This is a genomic window from Caenispirillum bisanense, from assembly GCF_039523075.1.
Taxonomy (GTDB): Bacteria; Pseudomonadota; Alphaproteobacteria; order Rhodospirillales; family Rhodospirillaceae; genus Caenispirillum; species Caenispirillum bisanense.
In genome coordinates this window covers 85,129-109,677 of sequence record NZ_BAAAEP010000002.1, presented here as the reverse complement: position 1 = coordinate 109,677, position 24,549 = coordinate 85,129, and the positions used below count along the sequence as shown (strand labels likewise).

At 67.0% G+C, this 24,549-nt stretch carries 24 protein-coding genes; 9 read left to right on the top strand and 15 right to left on the bottom strand.

From position 1 onward, the window contains the following. The first annotated feature begins 47 nt into the window (after window positions 1–47). A complete protein-coding gene (locus tag ABD056_RS02155) occupies window positions 48–881 on the top strand; it encodes an inositol monophosphatase family protein (RefSeq protein ID WP_343863955.1) in 834 nt (277 codons plus the stop codon). A 39-nt stretch (window positions 882–920) separates the two neighbouring features. Here the strand turns inward: ABD056_RS02155 and ABD056_RS02150 are convergent, their stop codons facing one another. The 4 genes from ABD056_RS02150 to ABD056_RS02135 all read right to left on the bottom strand — a co-directional run bounded on the left by ABD056_RS02150 (window position 921) and on the right by ABD056_RS02135 (window position 3,154). Beyond that, entirely contained in the window at window positions 921–1,565 is a 645-nt protein-coding gene (locus ABD056_RS02150; protein WP_343863953.1) for a hypothetical protein, read from the bottom strand. Further along, the gene (gene mazG, locus ABD056_RS02145) at window positions 1,562–2,401 is read right to left on the bottom strand and encodes a nucleoside triphosphate pyrophosphohydrolase (protein ID WP_343863951.1); all 840 of its coding nucleotides are present in this window, start codon (window positions 2,399–2,401) and stop codon (window positions 1,562–1,564) included. Before mazG ends, ABD056_RS02150 begins: the two co-directional genes overlap by 4 nt. Window positions 2,402–2,464: 63 nt before the next feature. Further along, on the bottom strand, window positions 2,465–2,710 hold the full coding sequence (locus ABD056_RS02140) for a hypothetical protein (RefSeq protein WP_343863949.1): 246 nt from the start codon (window positions 2,708–2,710) through the stop codon (window positions 2,465–2,467). 132 nt (window positions 2,711–2,842) lie between these two features. Beyond that, window positions 2,843–3,154, bottom strand: coding sequence for a hypothetical protein (locus ABD056_RS02135; protein WP_343863947.1), 312 nt, complete (start codon window positions 3,152–3,154; stop codon window positions 2,843–2,845). A gap of 178 nt (window positions 3,155–3,332) precedes the next feature. Between ABD056_RS02135 and ABD056_RS02130 the strand changes: the two genes are divergently transcribed. The 7 genes from ABD056_RS02130 to ABD056_RS02100 are packed head-to-tail and all read left to right on the top strand — an operon-like array spanning window position 3,333 to window position 11,457. Next, window positions 3,333–4,310, top strand: a complete 978-nt coding sequence (locus ABD056_RS02130) for a site-specific integrase (RefSeq protein ID WP_343863945.1) — start codon at window positions 3,333–3,335, stop codon at window positions 4,308–4,310. Continuing rightward, window positions 4,226–4,546: a hypothetical protein gene (locus ABD056_RS02125; RefSeq protein WP_343863943.1), complete on the top strand. Its 321-nt coding sequence runs from the start codon at window positions 4,226–4,228 to the stop codon at window positions 4,544–4,546. The genes ABD056_RS02130 and ABD056_RS02125 overlap by 85 nt, the downstream gene beginning before the upstream one ends. A gap of 23 nt (window positions 4,547–4,569) precedes the next feature. Next, window positions 4,570–6,072 carry a tyrosine-type recombinase/integrase gene (locus ABD056_RS02120; protein ID WP_343863941.1) on the top strand — a complete coding sequence of 501 codons (1,503 nt, stop codon included), beginning with the start codon at window positions 4,570–4,572 and terminating at the stop codon, window positions 6,070–6,072. Further along, entirely contained in the window at window positions 6,065–8,434 is a 2,370-nt protein-coding gene (locus ABD056_RS02115; RefSeq protein WP_343863939.1) for a hypothetical protein, read from the top strand. Before ABD056_RS02120 ends, ABD056_RS02115 begins: the two co-directional genes overlap by 8 nt. Continuing rightward, window positions 8,421–8,891, top strand: coding sequence for a hypothetical protein (locus ABD056_RS02110; protein ID WP_343863937.1), 471 nt, complete (start codon window positions 8,421–8,423; stop codon window positions 8,889–8,891). The genes ABD056_RS02115 and ABD056_RS02110 overlap by 14 nt, the downstream gene beginning before the upstream one ends. After that, entirely contained in the window at window positions 8,891–9,286 is a 396-nt protein-coding gene (locus ABD056_RS02105; RefSeq protein ID WP_343863935.1) for a DUF6262 family protein, read from the top strand. Before ABD056_RS02110 ends, ABD056_RS02105 begins: the two co-directional genes overlap by 1 nt. Then, window positions 9,286–11,457 carry an AAA family ATPase gene (locus ABD056_RS02100; protein ID WP_343863934.1) on the top strand — a complete coding sequence of 724 codons (2,172 nt, stop codon included), beginning with the start codon at window positions 9,286–9,288 and terminating at the stop codon, window positions 11,455–11,457. The genes ABD056_RS02105 and ABD056_RS02100 overlap by 1 nt, the downstream gene beginning before the upstream one ends. Window positions 11,458–11,899: 442 nt before the next feature. Here ABD056_RS02100 and ABD056_RS02095 read toward each other — a convergent pair whose 3' ends face one another. Then, the gene (locus tag ABD056_RS02095) at window positions 11,900–12,415 is read right to left on the bottom strand and encodes a hypothetical protein (protein ID WP_343863932.1); all 516 of its coding nucleotides are present in this window, start codon (window positions 12,413–12,415) and stop codon (window positions 11,900–11,902) included. A 127-nt stretch (window positions 12,416–12,542) separates the two neighbouring features. Beyond that, entirely contained in the window at window positions 12,543–13,292 is a 750-nt protein-coding gene (locus ABD056_RS02090; protein WP_343863930.1) for a tetratricopeptide repeat protein, read from the bottom strand. A gap of 615 nt (window positions 13,293–13,907) precedes the next feature. Between ABD056_RS02090 and ABD056_RS02085 the strand changes: the two genes are divergently transcribed. Next, window positions 13,908–14,702, top strand: coding sequence for a DUF2243 domain-containing protein (locus tag ABD056_RS02085; RefSeq protein ID WP_343863928.1), 795 nt, complete (start codon window positions 13,908–13,910; stop codon window positions 14,700–14,702). 48 nt (window positions 14,703–14,750) lie between these two features. On the opposite strand, the gene ABD056_RS02080 is transcribed toward ABD056_RS02085, so the two are convergent. The 9 genes from ABD056_RS02080 to ABD056_RS02040 all read right to left on the bottom strand — a co-directional run bounded on the left by ABD056_RS02080 (window position 14,751) and on the right by ABD056_RS02040 (window position 24,454). After that, window positions 14,751–15,563 (bottom strand): MBL fold metallo-hydrolase, encoded by an 813-nt coding sequence (locus ABD056_RS02080; RefSeq protein ID WP_343863926.1) that lies wholly within the window; start codon window positions 15,561–15,563, stop codon window positions 14,751–14,753. Between the two features lie 14 nt (window positions 15,564–15,577). Continuing rightward, window positions 15,578–16,375, bottom strand: coding sequence for a TatD family hydrolase (locus ABD056_RS02075; protein ID WP_343863924.1), 798 nt, complete (start codon window positions 16,373–16,375; stop codon window positions 15,578–15,580). Further along, entirely contained in the window at window positions 16,375–17,937 is a 1,563-nt protein-coding gene (gene metG / locus ABD056_RS02070) for a methionine--tRNA ligase (protein ID WP_343863922.1), read from the bottom strand. The genes ABD056_RS02075 and metG overlap by 1 nt, the downstream gene beginning before the upstream one ends. 25 nt (window positions 17,938–17,962) lie before the next feature. Then, on the bottom strand, window positions 17,963–19,102 hold the full coding sequence (locus ABD056_RS02065; protein WP_343863920.1) for a DNA polymerase III subunit delta': 1,140 nt from the start codon (window positions 19,100–19,102) through the stop codon (window positions 17,963–17,965). Further along, the gene (gene tmk / locus ABD056_RS02060) at window positions 19,099–19,779 is read right to left on the bottom strand and encodes a dTMP kinase (RefSeq protein WP_343863918.1); all 681 of its coding nucleotides are present in this window, start codon (window positions 19,777–19,779) and stop codon (window positions 19,099–19,101) included. Before tmk ends, ABD056_RS02065 begins: the two co-directional genes overlap by 4 nt. 13 nt (window positions 19,780–19,792) lie before the next feature. After that, the gene (locus ABD056_RS02055) at window positions 19,793–21,034 is read right to left on the bottom strand and encodes a D-alanyl-D-alanine carboxypeptidase family protein (RefSeq protein WP_343863916.1); all 1,242 of its coding nucleotides are present in this window, start codon (window positions 21,032–21,034) and stop codon (window positions 19,793–19,795) included. Between the two features lie 138 nt (window positions 21,035–21,172). After that, a complete protein-coding gene (locus tag ABD056_RS02050; protein ID WP_343863914.1) occupies window positions 21,173–22,117 on the bottom strand; it encodes a septal ring lytic transglycosylase RlpA family protein in 945 nt (314 codons plus the stop codon). 80 nt (window positions 22,118–22,197) lie between these two features. After that, window positions 22,198–23,598, bottom strand: a complete 1,401-nt coding sequence (locus tag ABD056_RS02045) for a lytic murein transglycosylase (protein ID WP_343863912.1) — start codon at window positions 23,596–23,598, stop codon at window positions 22,198–22,200. A gap of 70 nt (window positions 23,599–23,668) precedes the next feature. Then, a complete protein-coding gene (locus tag ABD056_RS02040) occupies window positions 23,669–24,454 on the bottom strand; it encodes a YdcF family protein (RefSeq protein ID WP_343863910.1) in 786 nt (261 codons plus the stop codon). Window positions 24,455–24,549 lie beyond the last annotated feature (95 nt).

Sequence of the window (24,549 nt, the reverse complement as noted above, 5' to 3'; positions counted from 1 at the left end):
TGGCGCCCGGTTGCCGCCGGGCGGAGCTTGCCGTAGAAGAAGATGCCATGACCACACCCCCTGCCGCCGCCCCTGCCGCCGACGCCATCGACCTCATGCAGGTCGCCGCCATCATGCGGGAGGTGGCGCGGGCGGAGATCCTGCCCCGGTTCCGCACCCTCGGCCGCCACGAGATCCACCAGAAGAGCCATCCCGGCGATCTGGTCACCGCCGCCGACGTGGCCGCCGAAAAGGCCCTGAGCGAGCGCCTGACGGCGCTGCTGCCGGGGTCCGCCGTGGTGGGGGAGGAAGCGGCCCATGCCGACCCGGCGATCCTCGCCACGCTGCAGCAGGATGCGCCGGTGTGGGTGCTCGACCCGGTCGACGGCACCCGCAACTTCGCCACCGGTGTACCGCGCTTCGCGGTCATGGTGGCGCTGGTGCAGGGTGGCGATACGGTGGCGGGGTGGATTCTCGACCCGGTGGCCGACACCCTCTATGCCGCCCGTCGCGGCGGCGGCAGCTGGTGCGATGGCCGCCGGCTGCAGGTGGCGGCGCCGGCGCCGCTGCATGCGCTGGCCGGGGCGGCCGGCTTCGGCCATGCCAAGCTGTTCAAGCCCCACGGCATCCGCACCCGCCAAAGCGGCAGCGCCGCCCACGACTATATGCAGGCGAGCGACGGGCGGGCCGACTTCGCCGTCTTCCGGCGCCGCCTGAACCCCTGGGACCACGCCGCCGGCGCGCTCATCTTCACCGAGGCGGGCGGGTTCTGCCGCATGTCGGACGGCCGCCCCTATCGCCCCGGCGACACCGACGGCGACCACATCATCCTCGCCCCCAGCGAAGCCCTGTGGCGGGAGTTGCGGGACATCCTGCGGCCGCACATCGAGGGCCGGGCCTGACCCGACCGACCCCGACGGGCCGGCGGCCGCGCGAGGGGATCAGTCCAGCTGCGCCTTCAGGCGCGGCTCCTGGCCGCGCACGCCGTTGATCTTCCAGTCGTAGAGCATGAAGCCCTGCGGTCCCGGCCGCACCGAATCGGCGTTGTGGTCCAGCACTCGGGCATTGGTGGTGACGCGCAGCAGCCCGCGGCTGTTGAGCCCCGCCTGCTCGATGGCTTCCGGCGGGATCAGCTTGATCGCCTGGCTGGCGGTCATGCTGACCACGCCCTGCTCGTCGGTCTGCAGGGAGATGATGCGGGCGTTGCGCCGCACGAAGGTCACCAGATCCGGCCGCGCCAGCTTGCCGATGCGGTTGTATTCCACGGTGAAGGCGCCGGGGCCGATGGCGCGGACGGTGGAGAAGCTGCCGTCGCGGGCCAGGTCGCGCTCCAGCACCGCCATCTTCTCGGGCAGTTCCGCCTGGGTCACCCGGCCTTCCCGCAGGTCCTTCACCAGCGGCAGCCAGGTCAGGTCGCCCTTGTAGTAGACGCCGTACTCGCCGGTGCGGGCGAGGCGGATTTCCGACTGGAAGCGATCCGGCAGGTAGCAGCCGGACAGCAGCGGCAGCACCAGGACAATGGCGCCCAGGGCCCGCAGCGCGCGGCGGGCGAAGGCGGGCAGGGCGGCAGCGGCGGCGGCAGTCATCCCCGAAGGTCTCTCTTCACGCGGCCCCACAGGGCCTCCATTTCGTCAAGGCTCGAATTCTCCGGCGATTTCCCCTGCTTTTCAAGGAGATCCTCCACCGCCCGGAAGCGTCGTTCGAACTTTGCATTGGCGTGGCGGAGGGCGGACTCGGGATCGACACCGGCCTTGCGGGCGAGATTGGCGACGGCGAACAGCAGATCGCCGATTTCCTCCACCACGCGGGCCTCGTCCCGTGGGGCGGCGGCGAGTTCGACCCGCACTTCCTCCAGCTCTTCCTCGATCTTGTCGATCACCTGCGCCGCCTCCGGCCAGTCGAAGCCGACGCGGCCGACCCGCTTCTGGATCTTCACAGCCCGCGTCAGGGCGGGCAGGGCCACCGGCACACCGTCCACCACCGAAGCACGGCCGGCGGCGCTGCCGGCGGAGTCCGACGCCTTCGCCTTGGAGGCGCGTTCCCGCGCCTTGTGGTCTTCCCACGCCACCGTCTGGGCGGCGGCGTCGGCCACCTCGGCATCGCCGAACACGCCGGGGTGGCGGCGGATCATCTTGCTGCAGATGGACCCGACCACGTCGGCGAAGGCGAAGGCGCCGGCTTCCTCGGCCATGCGGCTGTGAAACACTACCTGCAGCAGCAGGTCGCCCAGTTCGTCCTGCAGGTCGGGCAGGTCGCCGCGTTCGATGGCGTCGGCAACCTCGTAGGCTTCCTCGATGGTGTAGGGCGCGATGGTGGCGAAGGTCTGCTCGCGGTCCCACGGGCAGCCGCCAGCGGGATCGCGCAGGCGGGCCATGATGGCGAGCAGGTCGTCAATGGGTCGGGGACGGAAATCGTCGGTCATTCTGCCTCGTCGCGACAACTGCGGTCGCAGTTCACGGAGCGGGTGAGGGTGGCAGGGCGGGCATCACCGCTTGGGCGGCTTGCCGATCTTGCGCAGAAAAGCTTCCCATTTCGTTTCGCCGGCCTTCTTGGGCAGGGCCTTGCGGCTGGCGGCGGCATTTTCCAGGCGCCGCACCCGACGGCGAGCGGACAGGAAGGCCTGCGCCTCGGGGGTGTCGAGCAACTCCCGCTTCTGCAGTTCGGCGAGCAGCCGTTCGCTCATGCGCAGCCAGTGCTGGCCAAAGCGGCGGTCGAGGTCGTCGTCGGACATGGCCGGATGCTCGCTCGCTTGCTGGCCGGGGCGAAGGGTGGACGAGCCGGATCATGGCCCGCCGCAGCCGGCGGCGCAAGGGCAGGGGTTTTATCTTGGGCGGTTACCGGGCGAGCGTGGTCTCATCCGAACCTAAGCCTGCTCGAAGGTCTTTGCGACGATGTGAGATACGAAGTAGATCACGGCGGCCGCCACCGTTCCCGCGACCATGTGGAATACCACGTGGTGGAGCATATCCAGTGCTGGGTTCAGAATGGCGCCAATTCCTACGGCATCACCCATGTCGCCGGGTGAAATCGTCCGGAGGCCACGGAGGGAGATCACGGCAAAGGCTGCCGCAGCGAGCATCTTTCCTAACAGCCGAATTAAAACCCCTGCCATGCGTTCCTCTGCAGGTTGGTGTCGCAGAGCAACGAGTGTGAAAGATTCGTTCACTGCCGTCATGAGGCAATTCACTGCCGCCACATCCGTTTGTCGCATAATGTATATTATGAATATCATAGCCGGTTCTGGGAGTGTAGCGTTTTCCGGTGCACCGGTGAGCTAGGTACCACTACAGGTCGGACGCGATATCCGGTTTAGACCGTTGCGCCATGTTCGCGTTACATTCCATTGTTGCTGCATGCCGCGCTTTCGACTTCGCCACGCCGAACTTCCCGCACCGCTGACCGGCTGGGTCGCTGTCAACGACCTCGGCCTGCCAAGGCTTTGGGCGACGATCTGGGCTGACATCCTGATGGGCCGCGTCGCCGAGGCCACCCGAGGCGCCCATCTGGCGGCCGTGGAAAAGCTCTATGAGTCGGTCACCGAACAGGTCAACGGCGACCGCCTGGATGCCATCCTTGCCGCGCTCGATTTCGACGAGTTGGAAGCTGTCCTTGGTGGGTTTCTCGCCCGGCTGCGCAATGAGAGCGCGATCAAAGGCATTGACCGCGCCCAGACCTGGGACTCGGCCCTCAAGTTCGTCCATGACATCGTGAACCATATCGGCCGCGCCGACGGCGCCGCCTTCGCCGACGTCCAGGTCCGGCTGCTCAGGCTCAACGCCCTCTATGGCCAACTGGCGCCAAGCGCCGATCGGCCGCCCGCGCCGGTTCGCGCCCTCCCGGCTGTGGTGGTCGAGGATCTCTACCAGATCTTCCATCCCGAGTCGGAACGCAATCCCTTCCGTTCGGCAGCAGCACGGTGGCGCAACTACCTGATTTTCCTGCTGATGCTGCACATGGGGTTGCGGCGCGGAGAGGTTCTGATCTTGCCTGCCGATGCGGTCAAAGAGGATTTTGACCCGGCCTCCGGGGGGATCCGCTACTGGATCAACGTCGCTCGCAATCCCTACGCGGACACGGACCCGCGATCGCAGGCGCCGAGCCTGAAAACCTTGCCGTCGTGCCGCCAACTGCCGCTGTCGCAGGAACTCGTCCACCTGGCCGATCTCTACGTCCAAAATTACCGAGGCCGCCCGTCGCACTCCTTCCTATTCAATTCCAGAAGGGCGCGCCGCTTGCGGCGCAGACCATGGCCGATATTTTCGCCGCCGTCACCCGTTGCCTGGCGCCGCGCGCCCGCAAGGCGCTGGCCGACCGGGGCAAGGACGGCGTAGAAGGCCACGATCTCCGTCATACCGCCGCCGTCGTCCGCCTCGCCCGCTACACCGCTGCCGGTTATGACCTTGACACGGCGATTGGCAAGCTGCGGCGCTTCTTTGGCTGGTCGGTGACCTCGACCATGCCGATGCGCTACGCCGCCGCCTACTTCGAGACAACGTTGGCCGAGGTATGGAACGAGAGCTTCGATACCTTCGTGGACACTTTGCGCGACCTCGCTGGAGAGGACTGACGCGAACACCCCGACGAGGAGGAATGATGGCAACGACGGCGGCTTCCCATCAGCAGGTGACGGCGATCATCTCCGCCCTGCCGCCCCTGCCCTCGGCGGTGCGCTACTACGACGACTATTTCGACACCCAACGGTCCATCCGCCACCCCGGCACCAAGGACCAGTGGGAGATCACCACCGATGGAGAAACGCACCTAATCGACTTCTCGATCTTTGGCGGACTCAGCTTGCTGATGAAGCATCTGGTGCTTTGGCAGTTGGTGAACCTCGATCCTACGACAGTTGTGTTGCGCTATGAGAGCTACAAGCGGATATCTCATGGCCGGAGAGAAGACATCCTTTACGCGATGCTAGTGCTCAAGCCATTCGAATTCCGTCAGAAATGGGCAAAAGAGATCGCGTCTCTTACGGCAATCGAATCCGCTTCTTTGAAAACCTTTCTATACGCGATGTGTGATCTCCGCTTGGGAACATGGGCACCTGACCACCGCGACTACGTTGCGCAGCTTCCCCTTCCAAGATCTGACAAATATCGTGTCGTTCGTACCGGCGACTGCTTCGTACCGCTGGACCACCAATCCTTGCTGATCGACTATTTTGACGAGCTTGCGCGGACGGACAAGTTGCCGAGTGTCGGTAACCAAGAACTACGTGACGCCTGCATCCTCATCGTCGTCTTCCAGCATGCCTTTCGCCCCGGACAGATCGCCCGACTGAAGACAACCGATGTCCGCATTTACAGCACGGGCGCCGTCCATTTCAGCACGATGCTAACCAAGAAGCGCGGCCAAGATCGCGGCCGACGAGTGACCCGGCGCATCAAACGCGAGTGGTGCTCGTTGTTCATTGAATACAGTCGGCGGCGCAGCCACTCGGCGTTCGACGCCGACGTGCCAAAGGAGTCCTATTTTGGTCTGACCCCCGCCGGGGTTGGCCAGTCCATTCTCCAGGGCACCGAACGGCTGACCGGCGAAAGATGGGCCGCCACCGACTTGCGCCACACCGCAGCACAGCGGCTGGTCGACGGGGGGGCGTCGCACATCACCGTGTCCGAGTTTCTCGGCCATTCCAGCCTGGACACCGCCAACATCTACATCGACACCTCACCGACTCAGGCTCAGCGGGTCAACCAGGCGCTGGCCATCTCGCCGGTCTACGCCGAAGTAGCGAAGGTGGCGCGGACCAAGACGATAGACAAGGCGGCGTTGCTGCGGTTGCCACCGGGCAAGCAGATTGGCGGCGTACCGCACGGTATTCCCATAGCGGGCATCGGCGGCTGCTCGATCGGCCAGTCGCTCTGCGTCAAAAATCCCGTGCTCAGCTGTTACACCTGCCGCAAGTTCATGCCGGTCAGCGACGCCTCCATCCACCGGCATGTCGCCGAAGAACTCCGCCCGGTGGTGCTGGAGTTTGCCACGGCATCCCGCGCCAACACCGAATCGCCCGCCTACACTCAGCTGCGCCGCATGCTGACGGCGGTGGAGGTTGTGGTCGCGGGCATTGAGGAGCCTGGCACCGATGAATGAGTTCTATCAAACCTTCGTCGAGACCGCCCAAGCACTGGCTGCCGCGCGGGGCCTCCCCTGGGCGTTGCCGTGCGACGGCGCCGGAAAAGTGCCGAGGGGCAAGGCGTGGGACCTCGGCGCCCTGGCAGGCGTTGTGCCGCCGCCATTCTTCCGGCTGACCGACCTCGGCTTCGACTCCTCCGGACTCGCCGCCTTGAACGAGATCAGGAAGCGCAATGGTCTCATCCCGGTGCCTGCCACGGCGATGCCGTCGCGGTGGCGCGATATCTTCCAGGCGGCGGTGCTGACCGAGGTCTTGATCAAGAAGAACAAGCCGCGGCACGCACTCGACAACATCGGCCGACACATCCGTCTTCTCGCCGCCTGCGCCGACGACCGCGACCCGTGGGATATCACGGGCGAAGACGTGCAACTGGCCTACAACGCCGCCCTCGCCATCGGCACCTCGGGCAAGATCGCAGCCAACTTCGCCATGGTGATGCGGATTGTCATCGACGGCCAGCATCTCGCCGATCGCAGCCCCCTCGCCCGCTTCTGTGTTCCCTACCCGACTGAAGATGCGCGGTCGGCGCAGACCCGGGTCGATGAGCTTCAGCGGAGGCAGAACACCTATCGAGACGTCGATAAGGTGCGGACGGAACTCAGCCAGCGCAAGGCGGCCGAAAAGCTGCCAGAAGGCAAGGCGTTTTGGGAACTGGTCCGCATCTTGTGGACCGAGAAGCCCGTGACCCTGGCCGACCACATTCGGTTCGCCCAGGGAAAGATCGGAGTGCTGACCGGGTTTCGCATCGGCGAGAACGCCACAATTCCGTTCGACTGGGAGCGCTGGAGGGAATATGCCGATGCCCAGGGCCGACCGGCGGGCGAACGCGGCGGTATCTCCCGCTCCCTGATGCTGCGCCATTTCGCCGAGAAGCAAGTCGACGACGAGGGTCCCGAAGGCGTCGTGCTCTACGAGACGGCCCAACACATCCCGCAGATCTTCGAACAGGAGGTGCTCGACATCCTCCGGCGCACCGCCGAGATCACCCGTCCCATGCGCGAGCGGCTGAGGCGCCAGACCGAGACCGGACGGCTGTTTCCCGAGTTCGAGAAGGACGAGGTGGTATCGGCGGCCGAGATGTATATCCGGGTGTCCGGCTCCCTTCCCCTGGCCGAAGACGAGAGAACCCGAGACCTCATGCAGCAGTACCGCTACGGCTATGACCCAGCCATTCTCGACGCCTTGCGGTCGCACCAGTTGGACCTTCTGACGCCCGACTTCATCGCGGCTATGAAGAAATACTGGCACCGCCACATCAAGGACAACTTGATCACGGTCCGCGACGCCGATGGCATTGTGCTTGGCGGGCGGATCAGCTGGCGCGAAGCCTATTTCGAAGTCGGCGATGTCGAGGCGCTGATCCACCGCTGCATGCCGACCAAACTGCCCGACATCGAGCCGTTCACCTTGGCCGACGGCAGGAAGCTCTACCCCTACGATCTGCTGTTTCTGATGCCGATCAGGGCCTTGGCGGAGAACCGCAATCACGGGCTGACCGACGTCAACTGGTACTTTGCCTGCGGCCGGATCAGCGGCAGCGACCTACAAATGCACCTGGGCGGTCAGGCTGACAATCTGTTCGCCCGCTATGGCGAGACGGACGAGGATCGCAACTACACGATCAACAACCACAGCCTGCGCCACCTACAGAACGCCGAATTGTTCCGCCTTGGCGTCGCTGACACCATCATCACCAAGCGGTTCAACCGCACCAGCGTCCAGCAGAGCTACGAGTACGATCACCGCAGCCTGGCCGAGGACCTCCACGACATCGATCTGCCGCCGATTGCCGAGGAAAAGCTCGGACCGCGCGCCCAGGAGGCCATGCGGATGATCATGGCCAAAAAGGTCAGCGGCCCGATCGTCGCGGAATTCCTCCGCGTCCAGCGGGAGCATGGCGACGACGCGGCCTTCGACTACCTCGATGCCGAGGCCGACGGCCTGCATGTCACCCCCTACGGCTTCTGCCTCAATTCATTCACGGTGGACCCCTGCCCGAAGCATCTCGAATGCTTCAACGGCTGCCATCATCTAACCCGCTCCGAGGTGCCGGAGGAACGCAAAAACCTGGAACAGTTGCGCAACCGCATGCAGCGGGCGGTGGCGAAGATCGAGCGGACCAAGGGCGGCATCGGCCGCGACAACCAGCTGCGCCATGCCAAGGAGCGGCTGGCCAATATCGACAAGGCAATTGCCGCCGCGCCGGGCACCAAGCCGTTCCCGGGCGGGCGCGATCTTTTCACGCCGGTCGAGGCTAAGCTAGGCGGCTCGGTGCTCGACGGCCACGCTCCAAGGAGGTCCCCCGATGACCTACGCTGACGAGAAGACCCGGCGGCTGGCAGACGCCCTCGACGCCATGCTGCTCGACAACGAGGATATCTCCGCCCGTGGTGCCGTCCGCCACCTCGGTGGCACGCTCAAATATGCCACTGACATCACCCGGCACGCAGAACGGCGGCAATTGCTGGAGGCTTACCAGTGCCGCCAAGCTGAACTGCGGTCATTGATCGAGAAGGTCAACAAGCAGTCGAAGTCCAACCTGTCGCTCGCCGTCGAGCGCAAGGACCGCGAGATCGCAGCGCTGGCGCGCCAGCGGGACCTACTCATTGCTTCCCACAAGGCGATGATCCTGGCGGTCAGCGAGATGCGCGGCCGACAAGCGTGGCTGCGGTTCTTCCAGCATTACCAGGGCTGCATCGAGGAATTGGCGGCCCTCGGCGCCATGCCAAGCGCCGATGTCTTTGCCTTTGCGCCCACCAACGACGAGGAGCGCTGATGGCGAAGCGACTGAGTGGGGCGGAGGTCGGCGCCGCCAATGTCGAGAAGCTGCGGCGCTATCTGGCGTCGGTGGCGTCCCTGCCCGCCCGGGGCGAACAGGTCCATGTCAGCGCCATCGCGCTGGCGGCCGGGATCGACCGCCAAGTGCTCTACAAGAACCCCGAGTGCCGCCGCTTGCTAGAGGAGGCCGTCGCCGCCAAGGGTCTGCGCGGTGTCAAGGAACGCCCGGTGCAGACCGTGGACGAGGGCCGGGTGAGGCTGGAACGGCGGGTCGCGGACCTGGAACGGGCCAACGTCGCCTTGCTGGCGGAAAACGCCGCGTTGCGGGCCAAGCTGCGGCGCTACGGCCATATTGAGGTCCATTTGATCGAAACTGGCAGGTTGGCCCGCTGATGGCGCAGACCGTGGTCATCGAGACTGTGCTGCATGCCCGCTGGAACGGCGCCATCTTCAGTGGTCGCTGCCCGGACGGTGAATTACGGCGCTTTCTCGCTAACGATCTGCCGCGCCCCCCGGTGGCGGGCGAAGCCTGGCAGATCTCCGGCATCGTCCGCCGCCATCCGAAATATGGTCCGCAGGTCCATGTCGAGACCGCTGCTCTGCTACGCCCATCCGGGCGGCTGATCCAGGGCCTGCTGGCAGGACCGCGCTTCCCCGGCATCGGCGCGGTCACTGCCCACCTGCTGTGGGAGCACCACGGCGAGACGCTCTACCAGGTGCTCGATAAAGGCGACCTCACTGCCATCCTCGCCGCCTTGGGCGACAGCACCCGCGCCCGAGAACAGGCCGAAGTCCTGGTGTCGGTCTGGCCCGAGATCGCCGCCGAGCCAACGGTGTTAGCTTGGCTCGATCGCCACGGCTTTCCCCCCCGCCTCGCCCACAAGGTGATCGGATGCTATGGCGGCGAAGCCATCGCGAAGCTGGTACAGGATCCCTATCGCCTGATCGCTTTCGCGCCGTGGTCTGCGGTTGATCGCGCCGCCCGGTCCATGGGCATCGGCCCGGCTGACGAGCGGCGGCTCGTGGCGGCTTGCCAAGCGGCCTTGTACGGCCGTTTGGACCAATCCCACACCTGGACCCCTGACGCGACCTTCCGGCGACTCCTGGGGCGTCAGCTGGGCCGCAGCACCGCCATCAACACAGCCATTGACCTCGCCGTGGAGGACGGCGCCATCGTCGGGGTCGACACCGGCTGGCAGCCGTTGGGACCGCTGGCGATGGAGTGCGCCGTCGCTGAGCGCATCGCTGCTCTGGTTAGCGGGGCCGACGCCCAAGCCTCGCAGCCGCAGCTGTTTCACCGTCGCCCGGCGGACACACTGACCGAGGGCTGGCTCGACCGCTGGCAGGGTGCCCACGGCATGAGGTTGAACCAGCGGCAGAGGGAGGCGGTGGGGAGCGCCCTCACCTGCTCGTTCTCCTTGCTGCTCGGAGGAGCAGGCGTCGGCAAGACCACCGTCTTGCGCGCCATCTGCGACTTCGCCCACGAGGTTGGCGTCACCGTCCACCTGATGGCATTGAGCGGGCGGGCGGCCTTGCGCATGACCGAAGCCACCGACCGACCGGCGCGCACCATCGCTGGCTTCCTCCAGCGGGCCGAGGCCGGAGACCTAGCGCTGGACGACGAACCGCTGCTGGTCGTGGACGAAGCCTCAATGGTCGACCTGACCTCGTTGTACCGGATTCTCCGTGCCTGCCCGCCAGGCTGTCGTTTCCTGCTGGTCGGCGACCCCGGTCAGCTGCCACCGGTTTCCTTCGGCATCACTCTGCATGCCTTGGCCGACAACGATCTCGTGCCCAAGATCGAACTCGTCGAGGTTATGCGCCAATCCGCCGAGACCGGCATCCCCGCCGCCGCAGCTGCCGTGCGGGCAGGACAGCTCCCGGACCTGCGCGCTTACGACCCTGCCGACGACATCGGAGTTTCCTTCCGCGCCTGCCCCCGCGATGAGATCGTCGCCACAGTCAAAGAGATCGCCGCCGACCTTGCGGGGCGGAGCCATCAGATCATCGGCTCGGTCAAGGGAACCGGCGTCGAGGCGGACGGCGGCATCCGCGCCATCAACAACGCCCTGCACGCCGTCTATGCACATGGCCGCCCTCTGCTGCCCGGCGATTTTGCCGTCGGCGAGCCGGTGATCTGGACGGTCAACGATTACGACCTGCGGATCATGAACGGCAGCCTCGGAACTGTCGTCAGGCATGCGGTCGACGACGGCCAGGAAGTCCTTGTGGTCGACTTCGACGGCGAACAGCGGCACGTTCCGGTCAGTGCATTGGGCAACCTTGAACACGCTTGGGCCATCACCGCCCACAAGGCGCAGGGCAGCCAGTTCGACACGGTGGTGATCCCGGTCACCCGGAGCCGCATCCTCGATCGCACCCTGCTCTATACCGCAATCACCCGTGCAAAGCGGCGGGTGGCGCTGGTCGGCGACCGCACCGCCTTCGAGGCCGCCGTGCGTCAGCCACCGTCCTCATCGCGGCGCCAGACCGGCATGCCCGCCGCACTGAGGCGCACGGCGGGTTCATTGTCCCGTCCATCCAACTTGCCGGGTGTCCAGTGACGGAAAGCGATGTTGTGATCGCGGTCAGCCTTCCCCTGAAACAAGCAAGTGCCTTTGCCCAGTTCCGCAAGCGGGCATGCCATAATGACTTCCAAGGCCGCGCTGCGCCGATTGGACCTTGAATGCATCGTCACCTGCTCCCCGACCCTCATACGGCCGAGCGAAGAAGGCGGCTCAGCAACCTGAGCCGCCCCCATTCACGTCGGCGGTCATCGGGATCCCTCCCTGTACCGCCCACACAGGATAGCACATGCGAAGAATAATCTTCCATTCACCGAGTTGAAATATCCTGGGGTGAATGCCGGGCCTCTGGCCCGGCAGAGGGGCAAAGCCCCTTGGCTTTTCGCTTTCAGCAGCATATTTCGAAGACTGAAATATAGAATGCCATCCTCGGCCCGTGGTGAGCATCATGCCACTTGGTTAAGCCCTCCAAACCCAGTGGTCACCTGCCCCGGTCGCACCAGCCTCCGTCCCTACTGATCCACACGCCGTCTCCGAGGTAGGCGTCCTCCCCGGAGTCGGCAGGGGCGATCGCGTCGTAGATCTCGCGCAGTTCCCTTCGCGCATCGCTTTCGACTGCGTCGTCCGCCTGCGCTTTTTCGCCAGCTTGTATGTGCTCATACAGCAGTCGGGTGAAGACCTTCACGACTCGATCAGCATCCTCCTCGTTCTCGATGTTGCATATTTGCACGTACTTGCGGCCGTAGTTGTCGCAGCATTCAGCATGTGGGCCGCCGAGTTCCTCGGCCGTCCTCCGACCCAGTCCCATCAAAAGCGCTTGGTTGTCGGGCGCCAGGAACTGCTTGTTGTCCTCGTCAGCTGTAGCGGTCACCACTGCGTACTCGGCCCCGACGCTCAGGATCCGCAGGCAGACGAAGCCACCGAACGTGGCGATGTACTGCTCCTTGCTGGGCAAACCCGCCTTCTGAGAAGGGCGGATGGAGATATCGTCAATCATGCTTAGCCTACTCCTGAATTCTTGCCCACAATGCCGCCGACGCGCTGGCTGTCCTCTGGGCTGGACACCATCGTTCCGATCGTCCGCTATCGTCCTGGCCGCCGTGGTCGCAATCATACTGGGCGAATCAGCCACCCGGATCGCGCAGAGATACTTCCCAAATAGCCTGCATTTGACTTGGCGGGTTCAACACGCACCAGATGATTCTAACAATCTCATCACGCAATTTTGCCATATCTGGATAATCATAAACGCAAATCATCGACTCGAACATAATGCGCTTTTCTTGGTATCTCTCGCTGAGTTCTGGATCGGCTAGAACCTGATCGATAACCCCCTGATCCTTCATCCAGTTATTAAGAAGAGTCTTAACTGCTGGAAAGTCCGCTCTGTTTTCGAATTTTTTAACATTATCAACTTCATTCACCATGTGATACGCAGCTAGTTGTCCATCTCCTTTGAAGATTACATCTGCAAAGCGACCAGCTACATAATCAAAACCTTTTTCTCTCAGGTCAGCAATAAACAAGTCTCTTTTGCCATTGAAGCGCTTTTCTGCGAGAGCCTTGCATTCGGCCAATTCGCTACGCAGAACCCTTGAGAACTCACCACCCTGTTGCTTGTCGATTTGCATCGCAGATTCCAGGTCTCGGATCGCTTCTGCAAACAGGAGCCGCCAGCGGTAGAGTTTCGCCCGGTTTATTAAAGGCGCAGGATTTGGATTTGTCTCATATGACTTGGTGTACAAAGCTATCGCTTCAGCAGTACGATATTCGCTCGCCGCCTTCATTCCCTGCTGAAAAAGCTGCTGACCAGCCTCATACGCCGGTGATTTGGGCGAACTCCCGCCTCCGAACAATTTCCGAAACACTGCCACCTCCGTCGAATCAACCTATCCCCATTGGGCTGCATATCCACCCATCTCGTAGCGCAGTATAACCACTCCAAAGTGGTGGTGGAAGCGCATGCATGCCTTTCGTCGGGCAAAACGCCGCAGATTGTGGGCATTCGAGCCTCTGATATCATCGCATTCCTCCGGCACGATCTATCTTCCCGCTGCTCACCGCGCACTGCGTCTGTCCATGATGGCCGCAGGCCACCGCACCGTGGCGCATCGCGTCCTTGATGGGCGCGAGCACGGCGACAAGGCTTGCCTGAGACGAAGCGATTGCGAGCGCGCTACACGACCGGCTCCACATCGGGCCAAGCGCAGACCGATCCTGCCTCGCTGATGTTGCACCCCCACGGCAGGCTACAGGCTACATCTCGGGATTTCTGGCCGTGCTACATCAAACACGGCATCACCGATCTCCGGCGCTACTTGTTCCGGCGAGTGGTCAAGCAGTCGGCACCCACTCACTCACACACTACACGCCCCGAAACCGGACTCTCTGAATACGAAAACCAGGATCCAGGGCAGGGCGGTTTGGCTTGGCATCCTGCCGCAGTTGGTGGTCGTTGTCACGGCACCCTCTGTCCTCAGGAGCCCGGCATGGACACCATGGAGACCGCCGGCCGTCGCCCGGCCATTGCGGGCTTTCTGCTCGGTTTTGCGCTGGGCGGGTTTTTCGATGGCATCCTGCTGCACCAGGTGCTGCAGTGGCACCACCTGCTGAGCGCCGTGGAGAGCGCCCGCATCCAGGATATCCGGGTGCAGATCCTCGCCGACGGGCTGTTCCATGCCCTCATGTACGTCATTGCCGCCGTCGGCCTGTGGGTGCTGTGGCGAGGCCGCCGGGAGCTGGGCTCGCCGGGCGCCGACCGTCGCCTGCTGGCTCTGGCGCTGATCGGCTTCGGCGTCTGGCACATGCTGGACGGCATCGTGTCGCACTGGCTGCTCGGCATCCACCGTATCCGCATGGATGTGGACAATCCCCTGGTCTGGGATCTGCTGTGGTTCGTGCTGTTCGGCGTCGTCGTGGCGGCCGTCGGCTGGTGGCTGCTGCGGGGTGGAGGCGGGCGGGCATCCGGCCCCCGCGGCTCCCGAGGCGCCCTCGCCCGCTCCCTGCTGGTGGCGCTGGTGGTGATCGGCGGGCCGGTGGCGGCGCTGCCGCCGGGCGATGGCGAGGCGCCGGTGATGGTGCTGTTCCGGCCCGGCACCAGCTTCGCCGAGGCTGCGGCCGCAATCGGCGTCATCGACGGCCGCATCGTCTGGAGCGATGCCAGCGGTCAGCTTATGGCCATAGAGCCGGCGGCCGGCGCGCGGCCGGCGCGCCTCTACGGCCATGGGGCGATGCTGGTCAGCCAGTCACTGCTGCCGGCCGGGTGCCTGGACTGGTTCCGCTGAGCCGGCATCGCGTGGCCCTGCCCGACCCTGCCCGCCTTCGGCCCGGCGTCAGACCTCCAGCACCATGCCGTCATAGCCCGGCTCGATCCCCGCCGGCAGCGTGTCGCACAGGGTGCGGTAATCGAGCCCCGGCCCCATGTGGGTGAGAACGGTGCGCTGCGGCTTCACCCGCCGGTGCCAGCCGATCACCTTGTCGACGTGGGCGTGGGTGCTGTGGGGGTGCGTGGTCAGGCAGCCGACCACCCAGGTCCGCACCCCGGCGAGCACGCTGAAGGCCGCCTCATCCAGTTCCAGCACATCGGTGGAATAGGCGAAGTCGCCGATGCGGAAGCCCCAGCTGGTGGTCCAGCCGTGGTCCTGCGGGAAGCACTGCACGGCCAGCCCGCCGACCGTCACCTGCGGCTCCAGCAGATGCGGAATCAGCCACGGCCGGAAGATCGGTTGTGTATCCAGATCAATTCCTTCAAAGGCGTAGCTGAACCGGAGCTTGAGGTCGGCGAGGGTGGCCTCATCGCCCCACACCGGCAGCGGCGCACGCATGGCGCGGTTGACCTCGCGCAGCTCGTCCAGGCCGTGGATGTGGTCAGCATGGGCGTGGGTGTAGAGCACGCCGGTCAGCCGGGAAACACCCGCCGTCAGCAATTGCTCCCGCACGTCGGGGCCGGTGTCGACCAGGATGCGGGTGTCGCCCTGCTCCACCAGGATGGAGGACCGCAGGCGGCGGTTGCGCGGCTCGGCCGGGTCGCAGTCGCCCCAGCCGGCGGAGATCATGGGCACGCCGCCGGCGGCGCCGGTGCCGAGCAGGGTCACCCGCAGTGGGCCGTCCCCTGCCGCCGCCGTCGCCGTATGATCCGCCGTCACCCGCCTGCCCTCGCCTATTCCGCCGCCAGCGCGGCGGGACGCGGCGCCTTGCGGAACAGGCGGAAGAAGTTGGCGGTGGTCGCTTCCTCGATCTCCCGCACCGACACGCCTTTGACCTCGGCCAGCACCGCCGCCGTATGGGCGACGAAGGCCGGCTCGTTGCGCTTGCCGCGCTTGGGCACCGGCGCCAGATAGGGCGCGTCCGTCTCCACAAGCAGACGGTCCAGCGGCACCGCCCGCGCCGTCTCCCGCAGCTCTTCCGACTTCTTGAAGGTCAGGATGCCGGAAAGCGAGATATAGAGCCCCATTTCCACAGCCTTTTCAGCCAGTTCTCGGCTGGAGCTGAAGCAGTGGATGAGGCCCGGGAAGGCGCCGGCGGCCATTTCCTCGCCCAGGATGCGGACGGTATCGTCGTCGGCATCGCGGGTATGGACCACCACCGGCAGCTGCGCCTCGCGCGCCGCCATCAGGTGGGCGCGGAAGGAGCGCTGCTGTTCCTCCCGCGGGCTGTGGTCGTAGAAGTAATCGAGGCCGGTCTCGCCAAAGCCGATCACCTTCGGGTGCTGCGCCTTCTCAACCAGCTGGGCGGCGGTCACCGCCGGTTCCGCCCCCGCCTCGTGGGGGTGGATGCCGACGGTGCAGGTCACCTGCGGGAAGCGCTCGGCCACCGCCAGCACCTGCCCGAACTTGGTGACGTGGGTGCAGATGGTCAGCATGTGGCCGACGCCGGCCTCGACGGCGCGGCCGACGATGGCGTCCAGGTCTTCCGCGAAATCGGGGAAGTCGAGGTGGCAGTGGCTGTCGACCAGCATCAGCCCTTGGTCTCCTGGTTCTCCTCGTCGACGAAGCGCGGGAACACGCCCTGCGGCTTGGGCAGCGGCGTTCCCGGCACCAGCGCCCCGCCCTCGCCCAGGGCGGTGAAGCTGCGGGCGTCGGCGGGAACGGCCAGCTGATCCAGCATGCGGGAGGCGCTGTCGGGCACCACCGGCTGCATCAGGACCGCCACCTGCCGCACCGTCTCCATCAGCACCCACAGCACCGTCGCCATGCGGTCGGGATCGGTCTTGCGCAGGGCCCACGGCGCCTGACGGTCGACATAGGCATTGGCGGCGCGCACGACAACCCAGATGGCCTCCAGCGCCTCGTGGAAGACCTGGCGGTCGATCATGCCGCGCACCCGCGCCAGCAGGCCGGCGGCGGCGTCGAGCAGCTCGCGGTCGTCGGCGGTCAGCTCGCCGCGGGCCGGCACCTGGCCGCCGCAGTTCTTGGCCACCATGGACAGCACCCGCTGGGCGAGGTTGCCGAGGTCGTTGGCCAGCTCGCCGTTCATGCGGTTGACCATGGCCCGATGGCTGAAGTCGCCGTCGTTGCCGAAGGGCACTTCGCGCAGCAGGAAGTAACGCACCTGATCGAGGCCATAGGTGTCGATCAGCGCCAGCGGGTCGATGACGTTGCCGAGGGACTTGGAGATCTTCTGCCCCTCGTTGGTCCACCAGCCATGGGCGAACACCCGCTTCGGCGGCGCCAGCTCGGCGGCCATCAGGAAGGCCGGCCAGTAGATGGCGTGGAAGCGCAGGATGTCCTTGCCCACCATGTGCAGGTCGGCCGGCCAGAACTTGGCATACTCGCCGTCTTGCTCGGGGAAGCCGACGGCGGTGATGTAGTTGGTGAGGGCGTCGAGCCACACGTACATGATGTGGGCATCGTCGCCCGGCACCGGCACACCCCACTTGAAGGTGGTGCGCGACACCGACAGATCCTGCAGCCCCGACTTCACGAAGCTGATCACCTCGTTGCGGCGGCTGTCGGGGGCGATGAAGCCGGGGTTGTCCTCGTAGAACTTCAGCAGGCGGTCGCCCCAGGCGGACAGGCGGAAGAAGTAGCTCGGCTCCTCCACCCACTCCACCGGCGCGCCGGAGGGCGCGATGCGGCTGCCGTCGGGCTGCACCGTCAGCTCGTCCTCGCCGTAGAACGCTTCATCGCGCACGGCGTACCAGCCCTTGTAGGCGCCGAGGTAGATCTCGCCCTTCTCGATCAGCCGGTTCCACAGGGCCTGGCAGGCCTCCAGGTGGCGCTGTTCGGTGGTGCGGATGAAGTCGTCGTTGGAGAAGTTCATGGCCTTGGCGAGGTCGCGGAAGTTCTGCGACACCTCGTCGGTGAAGGCCTTGGGCGCCACGCCGCGGGCGGCGGCCGACTTCTCCACCTTCTGGCCGTGTTCGTCGGTGCCGGTGAGGAACTTGACGTCGAAGCCATCCAGCCGCTTGAACCGCGCCATCACGTCGCAGGCCAGCGTGGTGTACGCATGGCCGATGTGCGGCTTGTCGTTCACGTAGTAGATCGGCGTGGTGATGTAAAAGGGCGTCTGCCCGCTCATCGCGAGGGCCTCCGGCTGGCGTAATTCAGGCCCGGACCAGCCGCTCGACCGCAAGGAAGGCGCTGATGAGGGCCTGTTTCTTGTCGAGATTGACCGCGTTGGTCCGGTCGAAAAGGTGGGTGATCTTTTCCCACACCTGCACCCATTGTTCAAGGCCGCCCGCCACCGCAAGCCTTTGGGTGAGCGCCGCTTCGCCGGGCAGCACCTCGGCATCGGTCTGCCCCCTGCCCTTGGCCCGGATGACCCGGCCGAGCCACCAGGTGAACAGGTCGCAGGCCACCCGGAACCCGTCGTCGGCGCGCGCCAGCCGCTCCGCCATGGCATGCAGGCCGGCGACGTCCAGCCGCGGCAGCCCCTGCAGCAGGCCGAGAAGCTCGCGGTAAAGGTCGAGCCCGCCCTGTTCCTCCAGGTCCAGGGCGGTGCCGATGCTGCCCTCGCCCATGGCGGCCAGGGCGGCGCGGTCGGCCTCGCTCAGCTGCGGCCGGCTGCGGGCGAGCAGGTCGCGCACTTCGGCATCGCGCAGCGGCTGCAGCGGCAGGCGGCGGCAGCGGGAGCGGATGGTCGGCAGCAGCCGGGCCGGGTTGTGGCTGACCAGCAGCAGCAGGGCGCGGCGCGGCGGTTCCTCCAGCACCTTCAGAACGGCGTTGGCGGCGTTGCGGTTCATGTCCTCGGCGCCGTCGATGAGCACGATGCGCCAGCCGCCTTCCGCCGAGGTCATGGACAGGAAGTGGCCGATGCCGCGCACGCTGTCGACGTTGATGACACCCTGCGGCCGCAGTCGCTTGGTCTTCTTGTCCTCGACCATCTCGCGCTGGACGATGCGCAGGTCGCCATGGCCGCCCGCCGCCACCCGCCGCACCACCGGATGATCGGGCGGCAGCGCCAGGGTGGTCGGCACCGCCGGCGGCAGGGCATCGCCGAACAGGCCGGGGCCGGCCGCCGCCGCGCCCGCTTCCGCCGCCCCTTGCGCCAGCACGAAGCGGGCGATGCGATAGGCGAGCGTCGCCTTGCCGATGCCGCGCGGGCCGGTGATCAGCCAGGCATGGTGCATGCGTCCCGACGTCCAGGCGTCCAGCACCTCCCGCTCCGCCGCCGCGTGCCCGATCAGGTCGAGCGTGCGGGACGGCTGCCAGGGGTCGGCCGCCGCGGCGTCGGGCAGGCTCATGCCGGCACCTCGGGCAGCGGCAGGCGCTCGGCCACCGCGGCCAGGATGGCGGCGTGGACCTCCTCCACCGGCGCCTCGGCGGCCACCACCGCGCAGCGCTGGCGGTCGCGCCGGGCGATTTCCAGAAAGCCTTCGCGCATGCGTTCGTGGAAGCCGATGTCGATGCGTTCGTACCGGTCCTCGCCGCCGCCGCGGCCGGCGGCGCGGGCCAGCCCCACCTCCACCGGCAGGTCGAGGATGACCGTCAGGTCCGGCTTGAAGCCGTCCAGCACCAGCGCATCCAGCCGGCGGATCGTTTCGCGGCCGAGCTGATGGCCGTAACCCTGGTACGCCATCGTGCTGTCAGCGAAACGATCGCACACCACCCAACGGCCGCTCACCAGCGCCGGGGCGATGATGCGGCGGCAATGGTCGCGGCGGGCGGCGTAGTGCAGCAGCGCCTCGGTCATCGGGTCCCAGCGGCCGGGGTCGCCGGTGACCAGCAGGGCGCGGATGTCCTCCGCCCCGCGCGAGCCGCCGGGTTCCCGCGTCAGCACCGGGTCGAGGCCGCGGCCGCGCAGGGCCTCGGCCAGCAGCCGCACCTGCGTCGACTTGCCGGCCCCCTCGCCGCCTTCCAGGGTGATGAAGAGCCCGCGCGGTGTCCGCTGCTGCTGTGGCTGCTGGTGAGGGTGCTGCACCGCCGGGCCTGCCTTACTGCGCCTGGGCCGGCGCGGCGGCGGGCGCCGCCGGGGCGGGTGCCGCCGCCGGCTGCACGTAGCCGAACACCATGTTCTTGGCCGCCGCCATCATGCGCCCGAAGAAGCCGAGCTTGGCCACGTCGGCACCGGCGTAGAGCGGGTATTCCTGGCGCTCCATCTCCGGCGCGTCCACCACCAGGCGGGCGACCTGCTGGCCGCGCTGCACCGGCGCCGGCACCGGGCCGTCGTAGACCACCTTGACCTGGAAGTCGCTGCCGGGGCGGCGCGGCATGGTGACGCGCAGGTCCTGGTCGATCACCAGCGGCACGCTGGCCTGCTCGCCCAGCCACACCTCGGCGTTTTCCACCACGTCGCCGGCCTTGAACAGGTTGCGGTTCTCGAAGCTGCGGAAGCCCCAGTCCATCAGCTGCTGGGTTTCCTGGCCGCGTTCCTTGGTGGAGGCGAGGCCGTTGACCACCAGGATCAGCCGCCGGTCGCCGCGCACCGCCGATGCCGTGAGACCATAGCCGGCAACCGAGGTATGGCCGGTCTTCAGGCCATCGGCGTCGATGGGCATGTACAGCAGCGGATTGCGGTTGTGCTGGGTGATGCCGTTGTAGGTGAACTCGGTCTGCTTGTAGAGCGGGTAGAAGTCGGGGAAGTCCAGGATCAGCCGCTTGGCCAGCGTCGCCAGGTCGCGCGCCGTCATGTAGTGGTCGGGGTCGGGCAGGCCGGTGGAATTGGTGAAGTGGGAGCCGGTGAGCCCGATCTCCTTCGCCTTGCGGTTCAGCAGGTCGGCGAAGGCTTCCTCGCTGCCGGCGATGTTCTCCGCCGCCACGATGCAGGCGTCGTTGCCCGACTGGATGATGATGCCGCGCAGCAGATCCTGCACCGCCACCTGGCTGTTGGGCTCCAGGAACATGGTGGAGCCGCCGGAGGCCGCGCCACCCTTGCGCCAGGCGTTTTCCGACACCGTGAACACGTCGTCCAGCTTCAGCCGGCCCTGCTTCACCAGGTCGAAGATGACGTAGGAGGTCATCAGCTTGCTCATGGACGACGGCGGCATGGGCACGTCGGCATCCTTGGCGAACATCACCGTTTCGGTATGGAAATCAAGCAGCAGCGCCTCGCGCGCCTTGGTCTCGATGGCACCCGCCTGCCCCGGCAGCGCCACCGCCAGCAGAACCGCCGCAAGAGCCGCCACCGACGCCTGGCGCGCCGTCGACCGAAGGGGAGTGCCCGTCATCACCATCATCACACCATGAACCTTGTCATCTGATCCAGTTTCGTGCCGCCGCGCACCGGCGGGCGGCGGAAGGCTAGCGCCCGAAACGGGCGACATCATGGCGGAGGCCGTCACCTGCCGCCCCGCGCGCCACCCGTTTCCGGCGCGTCAGTCGGTCACCACCACCGCGTCGCCATAGCCGGCGCCGCGCACCTGGGCGAGCAGGCGCTGCGCCTCGCCGGCATCGGCCAGCGGCCCGATGCGCACCCGGTAAAGGGTGCTGGAGGCCGTCTGTACCGGAACGATCACAGTGGGGCCGAAATCCTGCAACTGAAATTCCAGGTGACGGGCATTTTCCATGGTCGAGAACGCACCGGCCTGGATGTACGAGCCGCCCGCCATCGCCGCCGCCGTCTGCGCCTGGCGGACCGGCGCCGGGGCCGGCGCCTGCACCACCGGCGGCGGCGGTGTCGGGGCGGCAACCACAGGGGCCGGCGCTGGCGCCGGACGGGCGGCCGGTTCAGCGCCGGTTGCCGACGCGACGGCCACTCCGCCCTCGGCACGGCCGGCGGCGATCATCGCCTCGCGCAGGGCCATGCTCTCGTCGGGCAGGATCTCCACCCGCACCCGCGTCGTGCCCTTGGCCTCGAAGCCGAGCAGCTGGGCGCCGCGGCGCGAGATGTCGATGATGCGGTTCTTGGCGAAGGGGCCGCGGTCGTTCACCCGCAGGATGAGCGAACGGCCGTTGTCCTGGTTGGTCACCCGCACCACCGCCGGCATGGGCAGGGTGCGGTGGGCGGCCGTCAGGTCGTTCATGTCGTAGACTTCGCCGTTGGCGGTCGGCTTGCCGTGGAAATCGGCGCCGTACCACGACGCGACGCCTTCCTCGGTGTAGCGGAAGTCTTCCTTCGGGTAATACCAGGTGCCGTCGATCTGGTAGGGCTTGCCGATCTTGTAGATGCCGCGCGGCGGCAGGTCGACCGGGCCGGTCATCCGCTTGGCGGTATGGACCGCCAGCTGCGTCTCCGCACAGGCAGACAGCGCGAGGCTCGCGACGACCAGCACGCCCGCGCGGGCGGCAAAGCGGCGGAAGGAACCGCGCTGACGCAACATGTGGTGGACCCTACCCTGCTCGTTCCCCGTATGTCGCAAGACCTTAGCGGTTCCGCGAGCCGGTCGCAACCGCTGCGGCGTCATTGCCCCTGGGTCTGCCCGCCGCGGGCGCCGCCCCAGCCTTCCAGAGCCGCCAGCACCTGCGGCGTCGGGTAGCCGTCGGGCGGCAGGCCGGCGGCGCGCTGGAAGGCGCGCAGCGCCCCGCGGGTGCCCGAGCCGACCAGTCCGTCCGGCTGCCCGGCATCGAAGCCGGCGCTGTTGAGCAGGGCCTGCAGGCGCATCACCTCGTCGCGGCTGAGCGGACGGTCGTCGGTCGGGCGGGGCGTCGCCAGCGGCGGCATGCCGGCGATGCGGTCGGCCAGATGCCCCACCGCCACGGCATAGAGCACCGAGCGGTTCCAGGTCATGATGGCGTTGAAGTTGTCATAGACCAGGAAGGCCGGGCCGCGGGCGCCGCCGGGCAGGATGAGGGTCGCCTGCATCCCTTCCACCACCGGCAGCGGCCCGCCGCCGTCGCTGCGGCCGATGCCGAGCGCCGCCCACTCCTGCAGGCTCTTGCGCGTCTGGCCGTCGGCGACGGAATAGTCGAAGCCGGGCGGCAGGCTGACCTCCCTGCCCCACGTCTGGTCGCGCTTCCAGCCGATGTCCGACAGGTACTTGGCGGCCGAGGCAAGGGCATCGGGCAGGCTGCCCCAGATGTCGATGCGGCCGTCACCGGTTGCGTCGGTGGCATGGGCGGCGAAGGTGGTGGGCATGAACTGCATGTGGCCCATGGCGCCGGCCCACGATCCGACCATGCGCTGCGGCTCGATGTGGCCGCCATCGATGATGCGCAGGGCGGCCAGCAGTTCGTTGCGGAAGAAGGCGCTGCGGCGCGCATCCCACGCCAGGGTCGCCAGCGCATCCACCACCGGGAAGCCGCCGAAGTTGCTGCCGTAGTTGGTCTCCATGCCCCAGAAGGCGACCAGGAACCGCCCCGGCACGCCATAGCGCACCTCCAGCCCCGCCAGCAGGTCGGCGTGGCGCTGCATCAGCGCCCGCCCCTCCTCCACCCGCCGATCATTGACGGCGCGGCCGAGGTAGCCCCAGAAGGTCTGCGTGAACTCCGGCTGGCTGCGGTCCAGTTCCAGCACCCGCGGCTGCAGCTGCGCCGCATCCAGCGCGGCCAGGGCCCGCGCCGACAGACCCCTGGCCTGCGCCTCGGCCCGCATGTCGGCCTTCCAGCGGGTGAAGGCGGCCCGATCCTCGGCGGTGAGGGTGACGCTCGGCCGTTGCGGCGCGGCGGCGGCAGGAGCCGGCGGCGTCGGCCGCACCTCCGGGGTCGGCGGGGTGTCGGCCGGCGCAGCCGCGGCGGGAGCGGCCGGCTTCTCCGTCGGCAGCGGCGTCGCCGAACAGGCCGGCAGGGCGGCCGAGGCCACCAGGGCGCTCAGCACGGCGACGGCGGCGGAACGGGAGGGCGCGTGGCGACGACGGCTCGGCATGGCGAAACACCCTGTCAGGACAATCACATCCGGGGTTGTGCCACAGGCCGGCAGCCGGCGGCAACCATCGTTACGGCGCGGGAAAGACCTCGTCGGTGTAGCCCATCGCGTGATAGTAGATCAGCCCCGCCCACTCATGCACGCCGTAATAGAGCCCCGCCAGCCCGTTGAGCAGCCCCGGCAGCCACCCGCCGGCCGGCGCGGTGGCGTAATCCACCGGATAAGGCACCACCTGCCAGCCGGCGGCCTGGAACACGCCCATGGCGCGCGGCATGTGCCAGGCGGAGGTGACCAGCAGCCACCCCTCACCCGGCGCCCCCGGCGGCAGCAGCGGCGCCAGCAGGGCCGGGTGTTCGGCGGTGGAGCGGCTGTCGCTTTCGACGATCAGCCGTTCGGGAGCAATGCCGAGCCCTTCCAGAAGGCTGCGGGCGAGCGGCCCTTCCCTCACCTCCTGGTCCAGGATTGCGCCGGAACCGCCTGTAAAGGCGATGGGTTTCTCCGGGAAGGCATGGGCCAGCAGGGCCGTTTCCGTATACCGCTCGGCGCGGGCCGACAGGGCATAGCCGGGGCGGACCGAGGTCATGGCCAGCGACATCGCCCCGCCGAGCAGGATGATCCCCGGCGCCTGCTCCACCTGCTCCGGCGTCGGCGGCGGGAACCGTTCATCCAGCGGCCGCAGCAGCCAGGTGCCGAGCGGCAGCACGGCAACCGCCACCACCACCGCCGTCACCGCCCCCAGCGCCCACCGCGTCCGCCGCCCCATGCGGCCGAACACCAGCACCGCCAGCAGGGCGAGCACCAGCAGGGAATGCGGCTGCACGATCAGCCACAGGATCTTGGAGAGGTAGAAGCTCATGACGCCGCAGCATTGCCTGCCCACCGCATGCTTGCAAGGGCACAGAGGGGGCGCTATCGTCCGGCCCGTCCGCACAACCGGCGCTGCGCCCTGCA